General features: G+C 42.1%; 15 protein-coding genes. 8 read left to right on the top strand and 7 right to left on the bottom strand.

Annotated elements, in window-relative coordinates; genetic code table 11:
- Positions 1-66: 66 nt before the first annotated feature.
- Genes GUY17_RS03355 through nrfD form a run of 3 tightly spaced genes read left to right on the top strand, consistent with a single transcriptional unit; the run spans position 67 to position 2,162 of the window.
- Complete coding sequence (locus GUY17_RS03355; protein WP_124729735.1) at positions 67-531, top strand: multiheme c-type cytochrome; 465 nt, start codon at positions 67-69, stop codon at positions 529-531.
- Between the two features lie 6 nt (positions 532-537).
- Positions 538-1,224, top strand: a complete 687-nt coding sequence (locus GUY17_RS03350; protein ID WP_162022307.1) for a 4Fe-4S dicluster domain-containing protein — start codon at positions 538-540, stop codon at positions 1,222-1,224.
- A complete protein-coding gene (gene nrfD, locus GUY17_RS03345; RefSeq protein WP_162022306.1) occupies positions 1,221-2,162 on the top strand; it encodes an NrfD/PsrC family molybdoenzyme membrane anchor subunit in 942 nt (313 codons plus the stop codon). The genes GUY17_RS03350 and nrfD overlap by 4 nt, the downstream gene beginning before the upstream one ends.
- A 232-nt stretch (positions 2,163-2,394) precedes the next feature.
- On the opposite strand, the gene GUY17_RS03340 is transcribed toward nrfD, so the two are convergent.
- The 5 genes from GUY17_RS03340 to GUY17_RS03320 all read right to left on the bottom strand — a co-directional run bounded on the left by GUY17_RS03340 (position 2,395) and on the right by GUY17_RS03320 (position 9,743).
- On the bottom strand, positions 2,395-3,075 hold the full coding sequence (locus GUY17_RS03340) for a Fe2+-dependent dioxygenase (protein ID WP_162022305.1): 681 nt from the start codon (positions 3,073-3,075) through the stop codon (positions 2,395-2,397).
- Between the two features lie 14 nt (positions 3,076-3,089).
- Positions 3,090-5,411, bottom strand: a complete 2,322-nt coding sequence (locus GUY17_RS03335; protein WP_162022304.1) for a TonB-dependent siderophore receptor — start codon at positions 5,409-5,411, stop codon at positions 3,090-3,092.
- A 252-nt stretch (positions 5,412-5,663) separates the two neighbouring features.
- The gene (locus GUY17_RS03330; RefSeq protein WP_162022303.1) at positions 5,664-6,050 is read right to left on the bottom strand and encodes a VOC family protein; all 387 of its coding nucleotides are present in this window, start codon (positions 6,048-6,050) and stop codon (positions 5,664-5,666) included.
- A gap of 193 nt (positions 6,051-6,243) precedes the next feature.
- A complete protein-coding gene (locus tag GUY17_RS03325; protein WP_162022302.1) occupies positions 6,244-8,304 on the bottom strand; it encodes a PhoX family phosphatase in 2,061 nt (686 codons plus the stop codon).
- 173 nt (positions 8,305-8,477) lie between these two features.
- Positions 8,478-9,743 carry a DEAD/DEAH box helicase gene (locus GUY17_RS03320; protein ID WP_162022301.1) on the bottom strand — a complete coding sequence of 422 codons (1,266 nt, stop codon included), beginning with the start codon at positions 9,741-9,743 and terminating at the stop codon, positions 8,478-8,480.
- Between the two features lie 276 nt (positions 9,744-10,019).
- Between GUY17_RS03320 and GUY17_RS03315 the strand changes: the two genes are divergently transcribed.
- Positions 10,020-10,217, top strand: coding sequence for a hypothetical protein (locus GUY17_RS03315; protein WP_162022300.1), 198 nt, complete (start codon positions 10,020-10,022; stop codon positions 10,215-10,217).
- Between the two features lie 12 nt (positions 10,218-10,229).
- Here the strand turns inward: GUY17_RS03315 and GUY17_RS03310 are convergent, their stop codons facing one another.
- Positions 10,230-10,715, bottom strand: a complete 486-nt coding sequence (locus GUY17_RS03310; RefSeq protein ID WP_157822781.1) for a GNAT family N-acetyltransferase — start codon at positions 10,713-10,715, stop codon at positions 10,230-10,232.
- A 312-nt stretch (positions 10,716-11,027) separates the two neighbouring features.
- Here GUY17_RS03310 and GUY17_RS03305 point away from each other — a divergent pair, with 312 nt between their 5' ends.
- Complete coding sequence (locus GUY17_RS03305; RefSeq protein ID WP_101086135.1) at positions 11,028-11,468, top strand: DUF3429 domain-containing protein; 441 nt, start codon at positions 11,028-11,030, stop codon at positions 11,466-11,468.
- 79 nt (positions 11,469-11,547) lie between these two features.
- On the opposite strand, the gene GUY17_RS03300 is transcribed toward GUY17_RS03305, so the two are convergent.
- On the bottom strand, positions 11,548-14,595 hold the full coding sequence (locus tag GUY17_RS03300; protein ID WP_162022299.1) for a transglycosylase domain-containing protein: 3,048 nt from the start codon (positions 14,593-14,595) through the stop codon (positions 11,548-11,550).
- 278 nt (positions 14,596-14,873) lie between these two features.
- Here GUY17_RS03300 and GUY17_RS03295 point away from each other — a divergent pair, with 278 nt between their 5' ends.
- The 3 genes from GUY17_RS03295 to GUY17_RS03285 all read left to right on the top strand — a co-directional run bounded on the left by GUY17_RS03295 (position 14,874) and on the right by GUY17_RS03285 (position 17,707).
- Positions 14,874-15,722 (top strand): DUF72 domain-containing protein, encoded by an 849-nt coding sequence (locus tag GUY17_RS03295; protein WP_162024267.1) that lies wholly within the window; start codon positions 14,874-14,876, stop codon positions 15,720-15,722.
- A gap of 141 nt (positions 15,723-15,863) precedes the next feature.
- Positions 15,864-16,745 carry a 23S rRNA pseudouridine(2604) synthase RluF gene (rluF, locus tag GUY17_RS03290; protein WP_162022298.1) on the top strand — a complete coding sequence of 294 codons (882 nt, stop codon included), beginning with the start codon at positions 15,864-15,866 and terminating at the stop codon, positions 16,743-16,745.
- 329 nt (positions 16,746-17,074) lie between these two features.
- Entirely contained in the window at positions 17,075-17,707 is a 633-nt protein-coding gene (locus tag GUY17_RS03285) for a response regulator transcription factor (RefSeq protein WP_101086138.1), read from the top strand.
- The last annotated feature ends 20 nt before the right edge of the window (positions 17,708-17,727 follow it).

The following is a 17,727-nucleotide window of genomic DNA, read 5'->3' as shown; positions in this document are numbered from 1 at the left end:
CGGGTGAAGACAATCTGTTTTCACCCGATATTTTTTGATAATCCATGATTGTAGAGAGGACTGATTATGTCCCGGAATAACTGGCTACTGATGTTAAGTGTAGGCGTATTGTCGTTTGCCCTTATTAGTCAGGGAGCAAATAGCGCTGACTCTACTGAGAAAATTAACAATGACTCATGTATGAGATGCCATAAACGCAATGGTGCAATGCTAGGCCACCATGCCCAAGCACAGCTAAAAATGAGCTGTAGTTCATGCCATGGTGAGCAAGGAAATCACCCTAAAAAACCCAATGACCTGATGGTATTTTCCGCGGGAAACGACATTACAATAGACGCTAAAAATGACGTTTGTTTGAAATGCCATTCGCCTAAAAAGATATCCCAAGCAGAGTGGACTCACAACGTACATGCTCAAAAAGTGAGTTGTACATCTTGCCATAAACTGCATCCTGAATCTGACCCCATAATGGGCTTAGGATCAAAAGATCGCAGTAATGTGTGCCGAAATTGTCACACGGTACAGAGGTAAGTAATCATGGAAAACTCAAGAAGGCATTTCCTTAAAAGCACCTGCGCATTGGTTGCAGGCGTGTCGGTATATCCATTCAGTGGTAATCATGCCAATGCCGAAATGGAACCCGCTATAAACAACATAAAGTACGCTTTGTTAAATGATGAAACTAAATGCATTGGCTGTAATGCCTGTGTTGAAGCATGTCGAGAAGTGAATCATGTACCTGAAGGTGTCACACGACTAAGCATTGAAAGAACTGGGCCGTTTGGAGAATACCCTAATCAGTTTTATCATTTTTCTCGACATTCTTGTGAACATTGCGAGAACGCACCTTGCGTTTCTGTTTGTCCAACCGGGGCCGCCTTTATTAATAAAGAAACCGGTATTGTTGCAGTAAATGCAGATAAATGTGTCGGTTGCCAATACTGTATTGCGGCCTGCCCTTATGAAGTGCGTTTTATTAATCCTGTTACTAAAGCTGCCGACAAATGTGACTTCTGCCGTGAAACTAATCTCAAACAGGGTAAACAACCTGCCTGTGTAGAAATATGTCCGACAAAAGCATTAGTGTTTGGCAATCTTAAAGATCCCGAGTCTGAACTGGTTGCGCTATTAAAGGCGAATCCGACTGAGCGCTTTAAGCAAGATTTAGGTACCCGACCTAAAATATTTCGTATCAAAGCGAAACAAGGGGAGATTATATTATGAGTGCTTTTCATTTTGATACATTGGTTTGGCACTGGCCCATTGCAGTATACCTATTTTTAGCCGGGGCATCCGCAGGCGCCATGTTCTTCGCTGTTTTATTGAAACATTTTTGCTTAAAAGAGAAAGCATATCAGTCTGGATTTATTATAGCTGCTTGTATTATTGCGGCAATTTCCGTTTTAGCTGGCTTAGGAGTGTTGGTATTAGATTTAACAAAACCTTGGGACTTTTGGAAGATTCTAGTGTTTTACAATCCTACGTCGGTGATGTCGATGGGTGTGATTATCTTAATGCTATATCAAGTATTTATGTATGCTTGGATTGCAGTAACATTCAGACAACCCATTGATAAATTTTGTGAAAAACATTTACCAATCGCCTGTACGTTAACCAGGCTGCTAGCGCGATATGAAGCAGGTATAACCGGTTTACTAGTGATTTTCTCAGTGTCGCTAGGTGCCTATACCGGATTTTTATTATCGGCTCAGCCTCACTTCCCAATGTGGAATACCGGAGTATTACCCTTACTATTTTTAGCTTCTGGCTTGTCTTCAGGTGCCGCTGCATCACTATTAGGTGGTGTGTTACTCAAAGGCAATCCCAATGGTGCTGAAGTACGTTTTATTCATAAAATAGAGATCCCATTGATTTTAGGCGAGATACTCCTTATGTTCACCTTCTTCCTAGGATTGGTCTTCAGTGGTGGCCAAAGCAAGGTTGCGGCATTCAATGCTATCGGAGTAGGCTTTTGGGGATTTGTATTCTGGTTCGGCATTATGGGACTAGGATTGTCGGCCCCATTAGCGATGAACTTATTTATGACCGCCACTTCAAAACGCAAGTTTTCCTATGTTGCCGGAACAGCATGTCTAAGTTTATTGGGCGTCATATTATTACGTAACTTTATACTTTATACCGGTCAAATGGTGGTAAGTTAATAAAATTAACGGTGATAGCACGCGTTAGCAACCGTACTGTCACCGTCTATTCGACAGAAGATACCGCTGTTTGTAACCTCGTCCCTTTATTGAGTCTCATTTTTTTGAGTCACCATTTTTTGAGTCACCTTCGCTTAACTATTTTTACCAATTGATTTTAATTGGTATTAGGACAAGCTAACAATTCAAAACCAACCATTATTACCCCGTCATTCAAAGCCCACTAGAGCGATTACAGCTGGGTAAACTGCCTGATCAAATTGTGATACACATTATGCAGGTTATCTAACTCGGCGCGATCTGTGTTATTGGTTTTGATCAAGTTTTGAATGCTTTGATCGAGCTGATACAAGGTTTGGCGTAATGTGACATCGGCCACCATACTTTGCATCCACGTAATAGCTGCTACGCGTTGCCCTCGGGTTACCGCGGTCACTTTATGCAAACTACTCGACGGGTATACTACGGCGTATCCTGCAGGTAATTTAATTTGCTGCTGGCCAAATTCAGTGGCAATAACTAACTCACCACCGTCATACTCTTCGGGTTCACTCAAAAATACCGTCATGGATACATCACTGCGGATCACTTCTGCGGTATTAGGGATCCGCATGATGGCTGCATCGACATGGTAACCATACTCTTCAGTTTCGCTATAACGATTAAAGCACGGCGGAAATATCTTATGCGGTAACGCCGCTGATACAATTTTAGGCGTTTCGCCAATACGCGCCAGTAGTTGATTAGCCAGTTGGCGCACATTAGCGTGTTGCGCATCTGCTTGATTGTTATTTTTAACCGACGCCGCTATCCCCATTGCGGTTTTACGGCCGTCGCCCCACGGACATTCAGCCAGTTGCTGACGATAAGCACCGACATCCTGTTTCGAGAGAATTTGTTCAATAACAATCATGCAAATACCTTTAATTAAAACTCATATGTCATCGACAATTTAGCATTACGGGCGTCACCTAAGTACATAAATGAGCCAGAACGATAAGCTGCCGTCCAGTATTCTTCGTTCAATATGTTACCTACGTTGACACGGAAAGTTAAATCTTCGGTGGCATTGTAACTGGCAAATAAATCAACTACTTGATAGTTAGGCACCACAATGCTGTAACGGCTATTGTCGCTATCATAACCTGCTGCAGTGTCTGGTTGTCCACCATACATTTCACTTTGATAAGTGTAACTACCACCAAATACGAATGACTCTGTTAGCTCATAACGCAGTTGCAAATAAGCGCTTTCATCAGCAAAGTTACTCAGTACTAAACCAATATTAGCTGGATTGTAAGATTCTAAAATTTCGGAATCCATTTTGGCAGCCGAGAATTGTATGCTGAGTTTGTCAGTAATATTGCCGACCATACCAAACTCAATACCTTTAACGCGGTTTTTACCGGTATTAAGTGTCCCCAAAGTTGAGTAACTGTCGCCAACACTTTCCATTACATCACTTTTAGTGATTTGGAAGATTGATGCTGAAAACATCATTTTGTCGTCAAACAACATCCACTTGGTGCCAAGCTCTAGGTTTTCAACGATTTCGGCATCGGCTTCAGCAGCTTGCTCTTGTGTACCACAAATACCACCGTAACCACAGTTAGCACCTAAGTCAGACTCACCGCCGTTGATGTTGGTTGCAGTACTGTAATTGGCGTAGATATTAGCATCTTCAGATAAGTCGTAAACTAAGCCAATATTGCCGTTATACATGGTATCGGAATAGGCATAATCCACTTCAACAGCACGACTCGTGGTGTTATTACTGTAATCAAAGCTGTCTTGTCTAAAACCAAAAAACAATGCTAATTGATCGGTTAATTCGACCGTATCCATCATGTATACCGACACAGTCTCGATGTCGTATATCGCATCTGATCCACCATCAACATAGCTGCGATCCATTAACTGGCCGATGTTATCGACAGTATTGCCGTCACCATCAATAATACAATAAGACTCTGATACGCCACCGCGACCATTGGTCAAACAATTTCCATCATTGTTGTTGGTGATGCTATATACGCCGTTATCAACATTTTCATCTGTGTATTCAAGGCCAAATACTAACTTGTGATTAAAACCCAGTGCTTGAGTGTTCCAAAATAAGTTGAATTGAGTGCTGACATAATCAACATCTTGGTTACCTTGGTGAGTACTAAGCGTTAAGGTGCTGGCACCAGGCGCTGTTGGGTCGGTATCGGCCCGCGTTGTGCCGCCCATACCGGTTGTAATATAGCCATTTTCGGTATGTCCAACGCGTGTGGCGTTGTACAACGTAATGCTGTCATTTAACTCATATTCGGTACGTAAAGTAAACGTGGTGACCTTAGAATTTAGAAAGTCACCATCTTGAGCATAAACAGGAATATCTTCTAGCGGCTTACGAGTATCTCGATCAAAATAACTGCCTAAATCTGGCACATCTTTCGCGTCTAGGTAGTAACCATCGGCGGTAAATGACAATGCATCGGTGGCTTCATACACACCCGATAACTGAACACCTTGGCGTTCACTCGTAATGCCTTCGCGGCCCGGCTTGTCTTCTTCAGCCGCTAAACCATTAAGGCGTACTGCCACTTTGTCTGATATCGGTAAGTTATAGTCCACCGTTAGACGAGTGTGATCGTCAGTACCAATACCCAGATCGACACGGCCAAAATCGTAAGCTACTGAGGCTTTTTTAGTCACACTGTTAATGGCACCACCTGATGAACCACGGCCAGCAAATGTTGAACTTGGACCTTTGGTAATTTCAACTCGCTCGGTGGCAAAACTTTCACGAGTGGTCATGCCAGGGTCGCGAAGTCCATCTACAAACACGTCGCTACGTGCTTCGTGACCACGGATAATATAACGATCACCGAATGCATTACCGTTTTCACCCGTACCAAGGGTGACACCCGCTTGAGCTGACAAAATGTCTTTTAAGTCGGTATTTCCTGACTCTTGAATTTGGTCTTGAGTTAACACGGTAATCACTTGAGGCGTATCGACAAGTGCAGCCATTCGGCGTTTGTCGGCTGAGTTATTAAACATGTAAACCGAGTTTTGCACACCATGAACACGAATTCGCTCTATTGATTCGTCCGTTTGCGCGGGTTTACATTTCGCCAATATATCCTTATCGCAAGTTTCATTTTTGGTGTCTGCAGCATATAGCGCTGGGCTACTGAATACTAATGCTGCAGCAACGGCTTGAGCACCTAACGATAACTTACTGTAATTACTCGACTTCATGCTTAACATCATCCTGTTATTAATAAGCGTTAACTAAATTTCATTTATGTGATGCACTTTACATAAATGAAACAAAGATCGCAAATGCAAATCATTATCATTTGTGTAAAGATTTATTAAATAAGAGATTTAGCTAACAAAGGAGGCAATAAGCAGATAGGTAGCCGTTATTAATAACCGCGGTTATTGATAAAAACCGTCATTGATAACAGTTTGAATACCGCTCAAAAACAGCGGCCTGGTCGATATCGATTAACTGACTTGATAAAGCTCTAACGGTAAACCGTCTGGATCGCTAAAAAAGGTATATTGTTTACCGGTATATTCGTCAATACGAACGGGTTCGACTGAGATGTTGTTCTGCTGCAAATGGGCCACTACCACATCGAGATCATCAACTTTAAACGCTAAATGACGTAAGCCTTGGGCTTCGGGATAACTGGGTCTTGGCGGCGCACCATTAAATGAAAATAGCTCAATTTGGCTACCATCGGGCAAAGCTAAGTCAAGCTTGTAAGAATCCCGTGCTTCGCGGTAATGCTCAGCAATAACTTTTAACCCTAAAACTTGCGTATAAAATGCTTTTGAACGTGGGTAATCGGCACAGATAATCGCGACGTGATGAATTCCATTTAGCATGGCTGTCCTTGTAAATAGACTATTAATAATTAAAGCTGGTAATTAGAACTGGTAATTAGAACTGATCATTAGATTTTGTACACAGAAAAAAGTAAAACCCTGATAGAACAAGTCTATCAGGGTTGATATACGCTTTTAAAGCCATAAACAAGACTAAAGCAAGGTTAATGACTTCCAGAGAAAGTGGCTTACATTAAACGCCGATTTCACCGCCGTCATCTTTAATAAACATCACTGTAGCTGCACGTGGACGAACCGTTGTGCCTGCGGGCGTTTCTTCATCTGCTCTATCAGAGTATGGCCAGTTGCCAGGATGCTGAATATTGGCAAACATTGCGGTGTAGTCTGGTGACATGGCAAAACCAGTCACTTCACAGCCGTTAGGGCCAACAAAGAAACGCTTAAGCTGAGTTTGGTTTTCAGCCGTTACCACTTGTTGGTTACCGTCTGCATCTACCATCGTTGATGGCACAATCGCTAACATTTGATCGTTGGTTTCTTCGGTAACTTCAGAGGCACCATTGTCGGTTTGCACCCACAAAATACCACGTTGATCGAACGCCAAACCGTCTGGACTAGCAAACTGGTTTAAGTCAGTTAAGCCAGATAAGTTAGTCTCAGCATCACCATCTGCAGGTGAACCAAATATAAAGATATCCCAGCTAAATTCCGTTGCTGCATCACCTTCATCCCAACGGATAATATGACCAAAGTTGTTATTTAAACGCGGGTTAGCAGGGTTGGTGCTGTCGGTACGCTTACTGTTGTTGGTTAACGTTAGGTATACCGTACCTGTAAATGGATCGACAGTTGTCCATTCTGGGCGATCCATTGGTGTAGCACCCACTAAATCAGCAGCGCCAGCGGTATTTAATATAATCGCGGCTTGTGAGTCAAAGCTGCTCGCAAGCGTGCTTCCGTCGGCAGTCACCCCATCTAACGTTAGCGGTAACCATTCACCGACACCGTCTTCGGTAAACTTAGCCGCATATAAGGTTCCGGCATTCATGTACTTATCGCCAACTGTTAAGCGGTTAGTACTGTTAGCATCTGCTGGATCCCATGCTGCGTCAGAAACAAACTTATACAGATATTCAAAACGTGAATCGTGGCCTGAATAAAATGTGATTGGTTTGCCTTCTTCAAGTTTACCAAAGGCACAACCCTCGTGGCGGAAGCGACCTAATGCAGTACGCTTAATGGCGCGCGAGTTGGGATTGTATGGATCAATTTCAACAATATAACCATGGCCATTAGCTTCGTTACGGTAATCATTAGTCGCACTTGAGCCCGTTGGCGTCACATCAAAACGAGCAAATTCGTCTAAACGTTCATCGTCATCACCCGCTAAGTGGCTCCAGCCATAACGAGTGTCAGAAGTCGAAATACCAATGCGCGTTTGCTCTTGCGTTAAGGTGCCTTTATTAACAAAGTAACCAGGCCAGTTTTCTTCACATGTTAAATAAGTGCCCCAAGGCGTATAACCATTACCACAGTTATTTAAAGTACCGCGCGCTTGGCTGCCATCGGGCGAATAACGCGTTTCAAGGTATGAGCTGTACGCTAGTGGGCCAGCAATATCCATCACGGTTGCACCAGTAAAACGACGGTTATGGCTGTCGTTTTCGACCACTTGCCATCGTCCAGAAACTAATTTAATACGTACAACTGAAATACCATGGGCGTTGATTTCTTTGCGAATTTCATCAATTAATGTGCGCTTACCATCAGCATCAAACGTTGGGCCTGTTGGATGTAAAGCATCCTGGTCAATGTATTCGTGGTTAATACACAATAAACCGTCATCTGCCGAATCATTCAACGGGAAGAAATGCATACCATCATGATGCATACCTACTGAGTTTTCCTGATCGATAGCAGTATTACTGCCATCGGCTTTCCACGCTGCAGCTTTCGAATTTAAGGGTGTTCCCCAAGGTGCTAACACATAAGCTGAATAACCAGCAGCTACCGCAACTGCATCGGTTTTAGAACCGGCAATAGACTCAAAACCTAATACTGCAGAACTTTTTGTTGGTGCTGTTGGCGTGGTCGGCGTTGTTGGCGTTTCTGCAACGGTGTCATTGTCAGAGCCACAAGCACTTAATCCGAAGCCACCAAACGCCGTCATAGCACTAAGGCCTAAACCACGCTTAACAAAATTACGACGTGATAGATGATTATCCATCACTTCATTGAAGGGGGTATTTTTACTGTTGTTAAAACGAGTTGGATCAAATGTCGCCTTGCTCATAAATTGTCCTTAGATATGCTCTGAAAATAACGGATCAAATATAGGTATAATTATTTGTCAGTTAAGATAAGCGTCTAATGTGACAACTCGGTTCAAACTAGATGACATTAATGTGGCAGTAAAAAGACACTCACCACACTGTCATGTGTGATGGAATCAATATAAAACTCATGTTAGCGTTTTTTACCGCGTGAAGATGCCGCTAATGCCTTTTTACGGGCTTGTTTTTTTAATGCAGATTTGGTTGTTTTACGGGTAACTGGAGCAATTAAATCAAGGTCTGGCTCAAAACCTGCCAGCCATTGCTGTGGTAAACGTCGGTCTAAAAAGGCTTCTAGTTTAGTTAATAATGGCTCGTCATCGATGCTTAATAATGTAATAGCTTGCCCTGCTTTACCTGCTCTGCCTGTGCGGCCTATTCGGTGTACGTAGTCTTCAACTTGAAACGGTAACTCCATATTAACGACATAATTCAACTCGTTAATATCTAACCCTCTAGCAGCCACATCGGTGGCGACTAACGCGGCCACATCACCGGCTTTAAATGCTGCTAATACTTGTTCACGTGCTGCTTGAGTTAGGTCAGCATGAAATGCTTCAGCCGCTACACCAGCTTGATTCATCTGCTTTACCAGTGCATCAGCACCTTGTTTGGTGCGGCTAAATATTAAGCTTTGCTGCCAACCTTCTTGGCTGATTAAATGACACAGCATGGCGCATTTTCGGTTAGCGTCGACATTAAACACTCGCTCAACAATACTGCTGGCGGTGGTATTTCGCTGAGCCACTTCAATCACTTGTGGTGAGCGTAATAAGCGTCGGCTAAAACTGAGCATACGGTCATCTAAGGTGGCTGAAAATAATAATGTTTGTCGTGTACTTGGTAAACGCTTAAGCACCTCGACAATTTCATCTTTAAAGCCCATGTCCAGCATGCGATCGGCTTCATCAAATACCAAATGAGTTAATTGCGACAATGACAACGCACGCTTACGCAGCAAGTCTAATAACCGCCCTGGAGTCGCCACCAAAATATTAGTGCCATTGGCTAACAGGCGGATTTGTTCACCAATGCTAACCCCACCATAAACCATCACGCTAGTGACTGAACTGCCATAAGCATATTGCTCAATACTACTGTGCACTTGCTGGGCTAACTCTCGAGTTGGGACTAATACAAGCGCGGTAATAGGGGTTAAATGAATATATTGAGTATCTGGCTGAGCGACTAAAGCATCTTTATGAGTCAATAGTTGATGCAGTAACGGTAATGCAAAAGCAGCCGTTTTCCCGGTGCCCGTTTGCGCCCCCGCCATCACGTCTTTACCGCTTAAAATAACCGGAATAGCCTGTAGTTGGATCGGCGTAGGTTGCTGATATTTTAATTCAGCTAGGCGGTTAATCAATATGGGATGTAACGATAAATCTGCAAAAGACATAAAAACTCCAAACATGTGGATGCGCAGTTTATCACGCTCATTCAGATTAAAACAAAGGCTCTAGGCAGTGCTTGCTTGGATTATCGTTAATTAACACGGCAGTTAAATGTGATGCTCAACACATCTTAAGCAGGTCGAGCTTATTGCGGCAGATAACACTTGACTAAAAAAGTAAGCCTTATACAATTTAAACATGCAAATAAAAAACATGTTTAAATTTGGCCACTAGATTTCATCACAACATTACACAATCAGCTCCCATAACGAGGTATCACCATGAGTTTTTCAATTAGCGGTATTTTCAAGCCTGCCAAGCAAGCTGAACCAGTTAGCAATGTGGCACCTACAGCCCAGGACACTGCTGTAACAGACTCGAACTCTGCAACAGAAAAAGTATCTCAGGCTGAAAATACTACCAAAAAACAAGCTAATGGTGGCAGTTGTTGCGGTGGATGTGGCGGCGGCAATCATTAATCCACGAGAATATTAAACGTTACCACGTCTGAATAAACGTAAATTGTCTTTACTGATTAATTGCGGATACTGCGCTGTAACGTCGAAAAAGCCATTGGCATACGCCACTGCCACTGAGCCTTGATTCTGTTTCTCGATATAAGCAAAAACTGGGCTCGAAATAAATTGCTTTAAAAACATTTCCACTGCTTTGGTGGCAATGCCCTTGCCCCAATGTTCACGTCCAATCCAATACCCAACTAAACGCATTTGTGGGTCGGACTTTGCTGCTGCGTCGGTATTAATCCACGATAAAACATTACCCACTAAAACATCATCGATCCAAATCCCTTGCGCTATCGCCTTTTCATTAGCCAATACTTTTTGCTGCCAATGCAGGTTAAAAGCCTTACGTTTACGCGGCACAAAATCTGCCATTTTATTAGCAATAGGGTCGTTTTCAAATTCAAACAATATATCTAAATCTGCTTCAGTAATGGGATGAAGAGAAATATTCATTTCGGGTTCGCCTTTTCTATGTTGTGTCACCAAGATCATTTATATTATAGATAACCTCAGCTCTAAAAAGAGATGGGATAAATCGTTAAAAACGGGTTTAATTCAAGTCTGCAATATCAAACTTGCCATGTGTTTTGCTAACAAGGCATATTGGACGTATCAATAGCTCGCCTATTGTAAGTCGATTCAACACTGATAGCGGAAATGCCTGTTTGATGACCGTTTATTATCCATAATTGAGGTTATATATTCTCATTCATCGACACGCTTGACGATGAATAACCGTATCAACATGCATTAAAGGACTACAGGATGAAAAGCATTAAAACATGGCAATGGTTGGGCTTTGCTGGCCTTTTACCTTTTATTATTCTCAGTGTATTAGCCTTCAATCATAGCCTATTAGCACCCGAACATACTATGCTAGGGTTTGTTAGCTATAGCGCAGTGATTTTAAGTTTTGTTGCCGGTACTCTGTGGGGCAAAGCGGTTATATTAACCTTAGATGACAACATCGCTAAGTTACTTATCATTAGTAATATCATCGCTCTCGCTTGTTGGATTGCACTGTTAACACCATTTGCATTATCCGCGCTTATCCTACTCGCCAGTGGTTATCTGTATCTATTGTATATTGAATTTAAAGCCAAACAATTATCAACCACCACCAGCTACCTCACATTACGCACAATATTAACCAGTGCTGCTGTAGTATGCCACATTATTGTTATGCTCAGTCTTTTTAGCGTTTAACAACATGTTAATTCGAACAAAAAGCCCATACTTTACAGCATGGGCTTTTTTGTTGATCGCAGCAAGCTGGATTCATCATTTATAAACCAGTTTGACACTGTTCTTGCTGGTTTATCATCGGTGATAAAATCGGCATCATGCCTTTAAGTACTTGTAATGGCAGTGCTGAAGTAAAGCTAAAGTCGTCAGCCTTCTCCCCTGGCACAAACGCCGTTAAGGTACCAAAATGACGATCGCCTAAATAGAACACAAACGTTGCGGTACGGTTTATAGCGGTTGAAGACACTTTACGGCCATTACGAATTTCAGTCGCAATACGGTTATCACCAGTACCCGTTTTACCACCCATAACAACAGCCTGGCCATTGCTATCAACCAAGCTGCCTTTGAGCCTTCTCGCTGTGCCATTTTCGACCACATTTGCCAGTGCTTTTTTCAACGCTCGCGCAACTTCTTGATGCATTACTCGTGTAACAGTTTGCTTATTATTGGCCAATGTCACCTCATAAGGTGTGTCTTTGGCAAACTGCAGCTCATCAATTCTCACGGTAGGGAAACGATAGCCATCATTTTGAATAATACCCATTAACTCAGCCAATGCTGCAGGTCTGTCGCCCGAGCTGCCTAAAGCAGAGCCTAATGAAGGCACCATGTATTCAAACGGATAACCCATTCTCACCCAACGTTGATGAATACTTAAAAATGCTTCCACTTCTAACATCACCTGAATACGCACATCACGAGCATTTTGATGACGCGTTCTAAACAGCCAGCGATATACTTCTTGTAGCTGCGGCTGCGCATCCTCTAATACTTGAGTAAGACCCGTTTCTGGATAGTCATTTAAATAACGTAATACCCACAGCTCTAACGGGTGCACCCGCGCAATATAGCCTTGATCAGCCAAATTGAACTTTTCTTCGCCATACTTGTTGTACAACACATTAATTTGTTTATCAGTAAAGGTTTTTGCTGGTAAACGCCCTGCAAGAAAAATCTTTAACTCACGGGCACCATCGTAAGGTTTTAAATAACGATAAACCGCCGTTAACTTGTGCTCTTGTTGTTGAATACCATCAAATAACACCTCAAGACGCTGCTCTGGTGCAAGCTGACGATACTTGCGATAAAAACGTTTTACAAACGAACTGCCCTCACGCTTAGCAAATGCTTTTAGGTATTCTTCACGGCGCGGATCTTTGTCGTTACGCAATAGCTGCGACACACTGCCTTCACTGTTATAACTACTGCTGTAATTAACAATGTCTTGCATTAAGCGCACAAAAGGCAAGTTTATTGACTCTTGCAATGCTTGATATAATGTTGGTACGCGGCTGTTTTCTTTTTTATTAAAATTGTTAAATACATGCAAACCACCACCGGTGAAGAAACGTTCTTCTGGTGAAGCCGAATATTCGCGCTGCAGTGCTGCATCTAACATTCGGGTTAAATTACGGTCTCGGGTAGTAATTAAATAATCAACTACCCAGCGTGTAATATGGTCTTTACGTTCCACATCCACTTGGCGTAAATCAGCCACCGTCATTGCCGAAAAACGCTGTTGTAATTCGGCAATAATGTCTAAATATGTCGCTAATACACGTAACTTAGCCGTTGAACCAAGCTCCAACTTACTGCCTTCGTTAATATCAAACGGCTGATCAATACTGTCGGTTTGAATCCGTACCCGATTGGCGCTGTCGGTGCTTTCATATAAGGTAAAGCTGTACAACACTTTATCTAACTGCTGCACTGACAGTAAACGCTCACCTAGTAGTCCGATACGTTCAGCCGAACTGGGCTGAGCTAAACTACGTAAGTAATCACTAACTTGTTGTTGCAAGTCACCATGAAAGGTACTGTTAATCGATAAATCGTAGCGATCGAGATCAAATAAACTTAATCCCAACATACCCGCAGTACGAATACGTACCGCATTAACCCCTTTATTGTTAGCGAGGTTAGTCGTCGCTAACTTACTAGAATTAAATTGTAATGTTTGCTCAAGTGCCGACACCATCAATTGCGTTTCAATCAGACCATCACCGCCCAGTAAACGTAAATAGCTGTCTACTAACGATTCTAAATCCTCATGACCTTGGCGTAAGTAATACGACGGCCGACGCTGAGCAATCATTAAGGCCACGATTTGACGAAACACCTTGCCACGCTCAGCAGCATTTTGCTGAGTATGACGGCTCAATAGTATTTGGTTAGCTTGATTAAAATCTGTTTTAAACCAGGCCCATAAGCCATCACCAATACCATGAACTTCACCAAACCCTGGCGCCGATGATAATGGCACTGTGTTGAGATAATCTTGTACGATACGTTGGCGAGCGCCAACGGTGCTTTCACCCTGCTGATACACTCGCACAATTGCCGAACCAATTTGTAATAATTTATCCTTAATACTCAAGGTTAAGCCGTGGTTAGAATGCCTAAATTTTTCAATTTGGGTGGCCAAGGTACTGCCACCTGCTTTAGACATATCAGCCCCAAAAATACCCGCTACTTGGCTGGCGGCAGCCAACACAAATCGAGGCCAGTCAACCACAGGATTGTATTTAGCTTCTGGACTCAACATTTCACGGTTTTCGATAAACAATAAGGTATTAATGATTTGGTCGGGGATTTTATCTTGGTCTTGATACACTCGTTTAGGATAGGAGAAATCGAATACCGTCATGTCACGGCAATCTTTTATCATTAAGCCTGATTGGGCTTTTTCATGATACGGTGGGAAAAAACCAATATTGGTATAATCCATCAACATTGGTGAAAATGCCACTTGCTGAGTGATTTGATAATTACGCTCAATTAAACGCGCTATTTTCTGCGGTAATTGGCTATAACCATGGCGATCATCAAAAGGACCATACTTAGGATAAATCACTGCATCGCTGCGATAATCACGTACTTTATAGGTTAATTTAGTCGCATATTGATGCAAAAAATAAGATTGATAATACGATGTCCGCACCTCAAACTCGATCAGATAGGCTGTTGCTAACAATAATACGATGAATAACCAACCCGCTTTACTGCGACGAACCGGAGCCGGTTTGGCGGAAGATGTATTAGGTCGATAATTATCAAACTGACTGTCTGTATGTGGACTAGACACAAACTCTCCATCTAACGCATAAAATCACAATAACGCACCATTTAACTTTTGGTTGAGATGTTCAATACATCGCGTAACTAATTGTGATAATTTTATCAGATGGGTAAAGCCATTAGATATAGACAAAAATAACTAAATGTTGTTTTTTAGCCCATTAAAGACCTTATTAGCACAATATCGATATTTTTATATAAAACACTTACCCAAGTCTAAGGATTGTTTTGGACAATAGCACTTCAACAGCGACTATTTATACGCCATTAAGATTAGGTTTAGCCATGTGGTCACAAAACCAATGGCAACAAACCGTCTACGGCAATAGCCAAGCACATCGGCTCGCGCGCTATGCCGAAATATTTAATACCGTTGAAGGTAACACTACTTTCTATGCCACGCCGTCGTTACAGAATGTACAAAATTGGTACGCCGCAACCCATGACGATTTTAAATTTACCTTTAAACTGCCCAAGCACATCACTCATGAATTACAGCTACAACATGCAGAGCCGGCCCTACAACAATTCTTTAGCGTAATGGAACCGCTAATTAACCGAACCGGGGTGTGGAAAATTCAACTTCCGGCCAGTTTTGGGCCACAATCGTTGCCACAGTTAGCGCAATTTTTAACTCAAGTACCACAAGGCCTAACCTATGGCGTCGAAGTACGTAATAGCGCCTTTTTTGCTAAAGGTGAAGCAGAGCAAGCATTAAACCGCTTACTCATCGACAATAACTGCAATCGTATCATTATGGATACGAGGCCTGTTTTTGCGGCCGCGCCAACCACAGCCGCAGTGATAGATGCCCACCAAAAAAAGCCTAAAGTGCCAGTACACGCCATTGCAACCGCAAACAATCCTGTGGTGCGCTTTATTGGTCATCCGCAAGCGGAAGCCAATATACATTTTTTCCAAAACTGGCTTAAACAGCTGCCTTTATGGATCGCGCAAAACAAACAACCCTATTTGTTTATCCACACCCCAGACAATCACAATGCACCGCAATTAGCGGTCGATTTGTACCGTTTACTGCAACAACAGTTGGCACACAGTGCATCAGTATTAGCCGACATTAACCTATTACCTCAACAACAGCACACCACAACGCAACTGGGTTTTGATTTGTGATACTCACCTATATGACATAGGAAACCTCAACGACTGATAATAAACGTTTATCAAACAGCTCTTTGTCCGGTTATTTTATGATATTATCTGCGCCGATCCAGCCTGCCTTTGCAGTGCGTTTATGTTGAAAAAGGAACCACCATGAGTGAATCTGCAACCCGTCTAAATAAGTACATTAGTGAGAGTGGTATTTGCTCACGCCGTGAAGCAGACCGCTACATTGAGCAAGGTAATGTTTTTATCAACGGTAAACGCGCCAAAATTGGTGACAGCGTCGAATTTGGCGATAAAGTCAAAGTGAATGGTCACGATATCGCCCCTCGAGACGAAGCCGATCTTGTTTTCATCGCCCTTAATAAACCAGTAGGTATTGTGAGTACCACCGAAAATACCGAACGCGATAATATTGTCGATTTTGTAAACCACAGCGAACGCGTATTTCCGATTGGTCGTTTAGACAAAGATTCACAAGGGTTAATATTTCTCACCAGCAATGGTGACTTAGTCAATAAAATTCTCCGCGCAGGCAACAATCACGACAAAGAATATGTGGTCACGGTTAATAAGCCGATCACCGAAGCATTTTTACAAGGTATGCGAGCAGGCGTGCCGATGTTAGGTGTCATCACTAAAAAATGTAAAGTTGAACAAGTTTCAACGTTCGTATTTAAAATAGTTCTAGTTCAAGGGCTTAATCGTCAAATTCGTCGAATGTGCGAACATTTCAACTTTGAAGTGACCAAGCTAGAACGTCAGTCAATTATGAATGTGTCGCTTAAAGGGCTGCCTGTAGGAGAATGGCGCGATTTGGATGAGCAAGAACTCAGCACGTTAATGAAGTTAATTGAACATTCATCTTCAGAAGTCAAAAACGCGCCCAAAAAAGCCAAGAAAAAGCCGACTCAAAGTTTACGAGATAAAATTGAAGGTCCAGAGCACTTTATGCAAGGTCGAGGCGCGAAACCTAAAAAGCCGGCGGCGAATAAAGGTAAACCAAGTCATTCAAGAAAACCTAAACGTTGATCCAAAAAAACAGCATAAGTGATACACCGCTTAGGATAAGCTTACGGGTTAAAAATAATCATTTTACCGTATGCAATAGTCTTTTTATGTTGTAGGATACTGCACTGAGCATTATTTAAACAATCAATATTGCTCAAATGTAAATAAAACATCGGTTTACAGTAAACATTGTATAATCACTAATGCTAATAGATTACACAAAATGCATTTTTTATTGATTTGATACATGCTAGTGTTGCTGCAAGATTTCAATAAATAGCACAAACAAACATCGAAAAAGTATAAAACAACAGCAAACGGACGCTGGTTTTTTAAACAAGGAATGTGACATGTTCAGCAATAACCTTATAATCGTAGATTTCCCTGTCCACCTTCATGGACAATTTCAAAATCTCGCTAGTTTGATTGAATTTAACTTAATTCCAACCAATGCGAACTGCGCGTTATCAGAATTGTCTGCTGCATCAAATGCCGAAAATGGCAGCGCCATTATGGTTCATTATCTTGATAATCCATTACAAGAAATTGGTTACTTATCTGCTGAATTATTTAAAAGCGACCTGCACATTGCATTTTGTCCTGCTTTGAATGTAGAACTAGAAGTTATCCTTATTTCATCTGGATTTCATGGCGCCATTAGTGTCTCTGACTCTATCGCTCATCAAATACAAAGCATTAAACAAGTGCAAGATGGCGACATTAGCTTTAACCCTAAAGCCGTTTCTAAATACATCCTCCAAAGAAAGCGTATTCCATCATCAGGTAATCGCGCCAAAATACTTGCCGTCACCACAAAAAAAGAACAACAAGTCTTATCACTTATACTGCATGGATTAACCAACGAAGAAATGGCCAAAGAGCTCAACATCTCTGTTAATACCGTCAAAATGCACGTACAGAATATTTATAAAAAAACCAAGATTAAAAACCGTGGCCAATTATTTGCTTTCGCTGCCGGTTAATCCTCTAGCAAATACTCCAG

Origin of the sequence: Shewanella sp. Arc9-LZ (assembly GCF_010092445.1) — a bacterium.
In the GTDB taxonomy this organism is placed as follows: domain Bacteria; phylum Pseudomonadota; class Gammaproteobacteria; order Enterobacterales; family Shewanellaceae; genus Shewanella.
The sequence above is the reverse complement of the archived record's forward strand: the minus strand, read 5'-3'. Positions and strand labels throughout refer to the sequence as shown.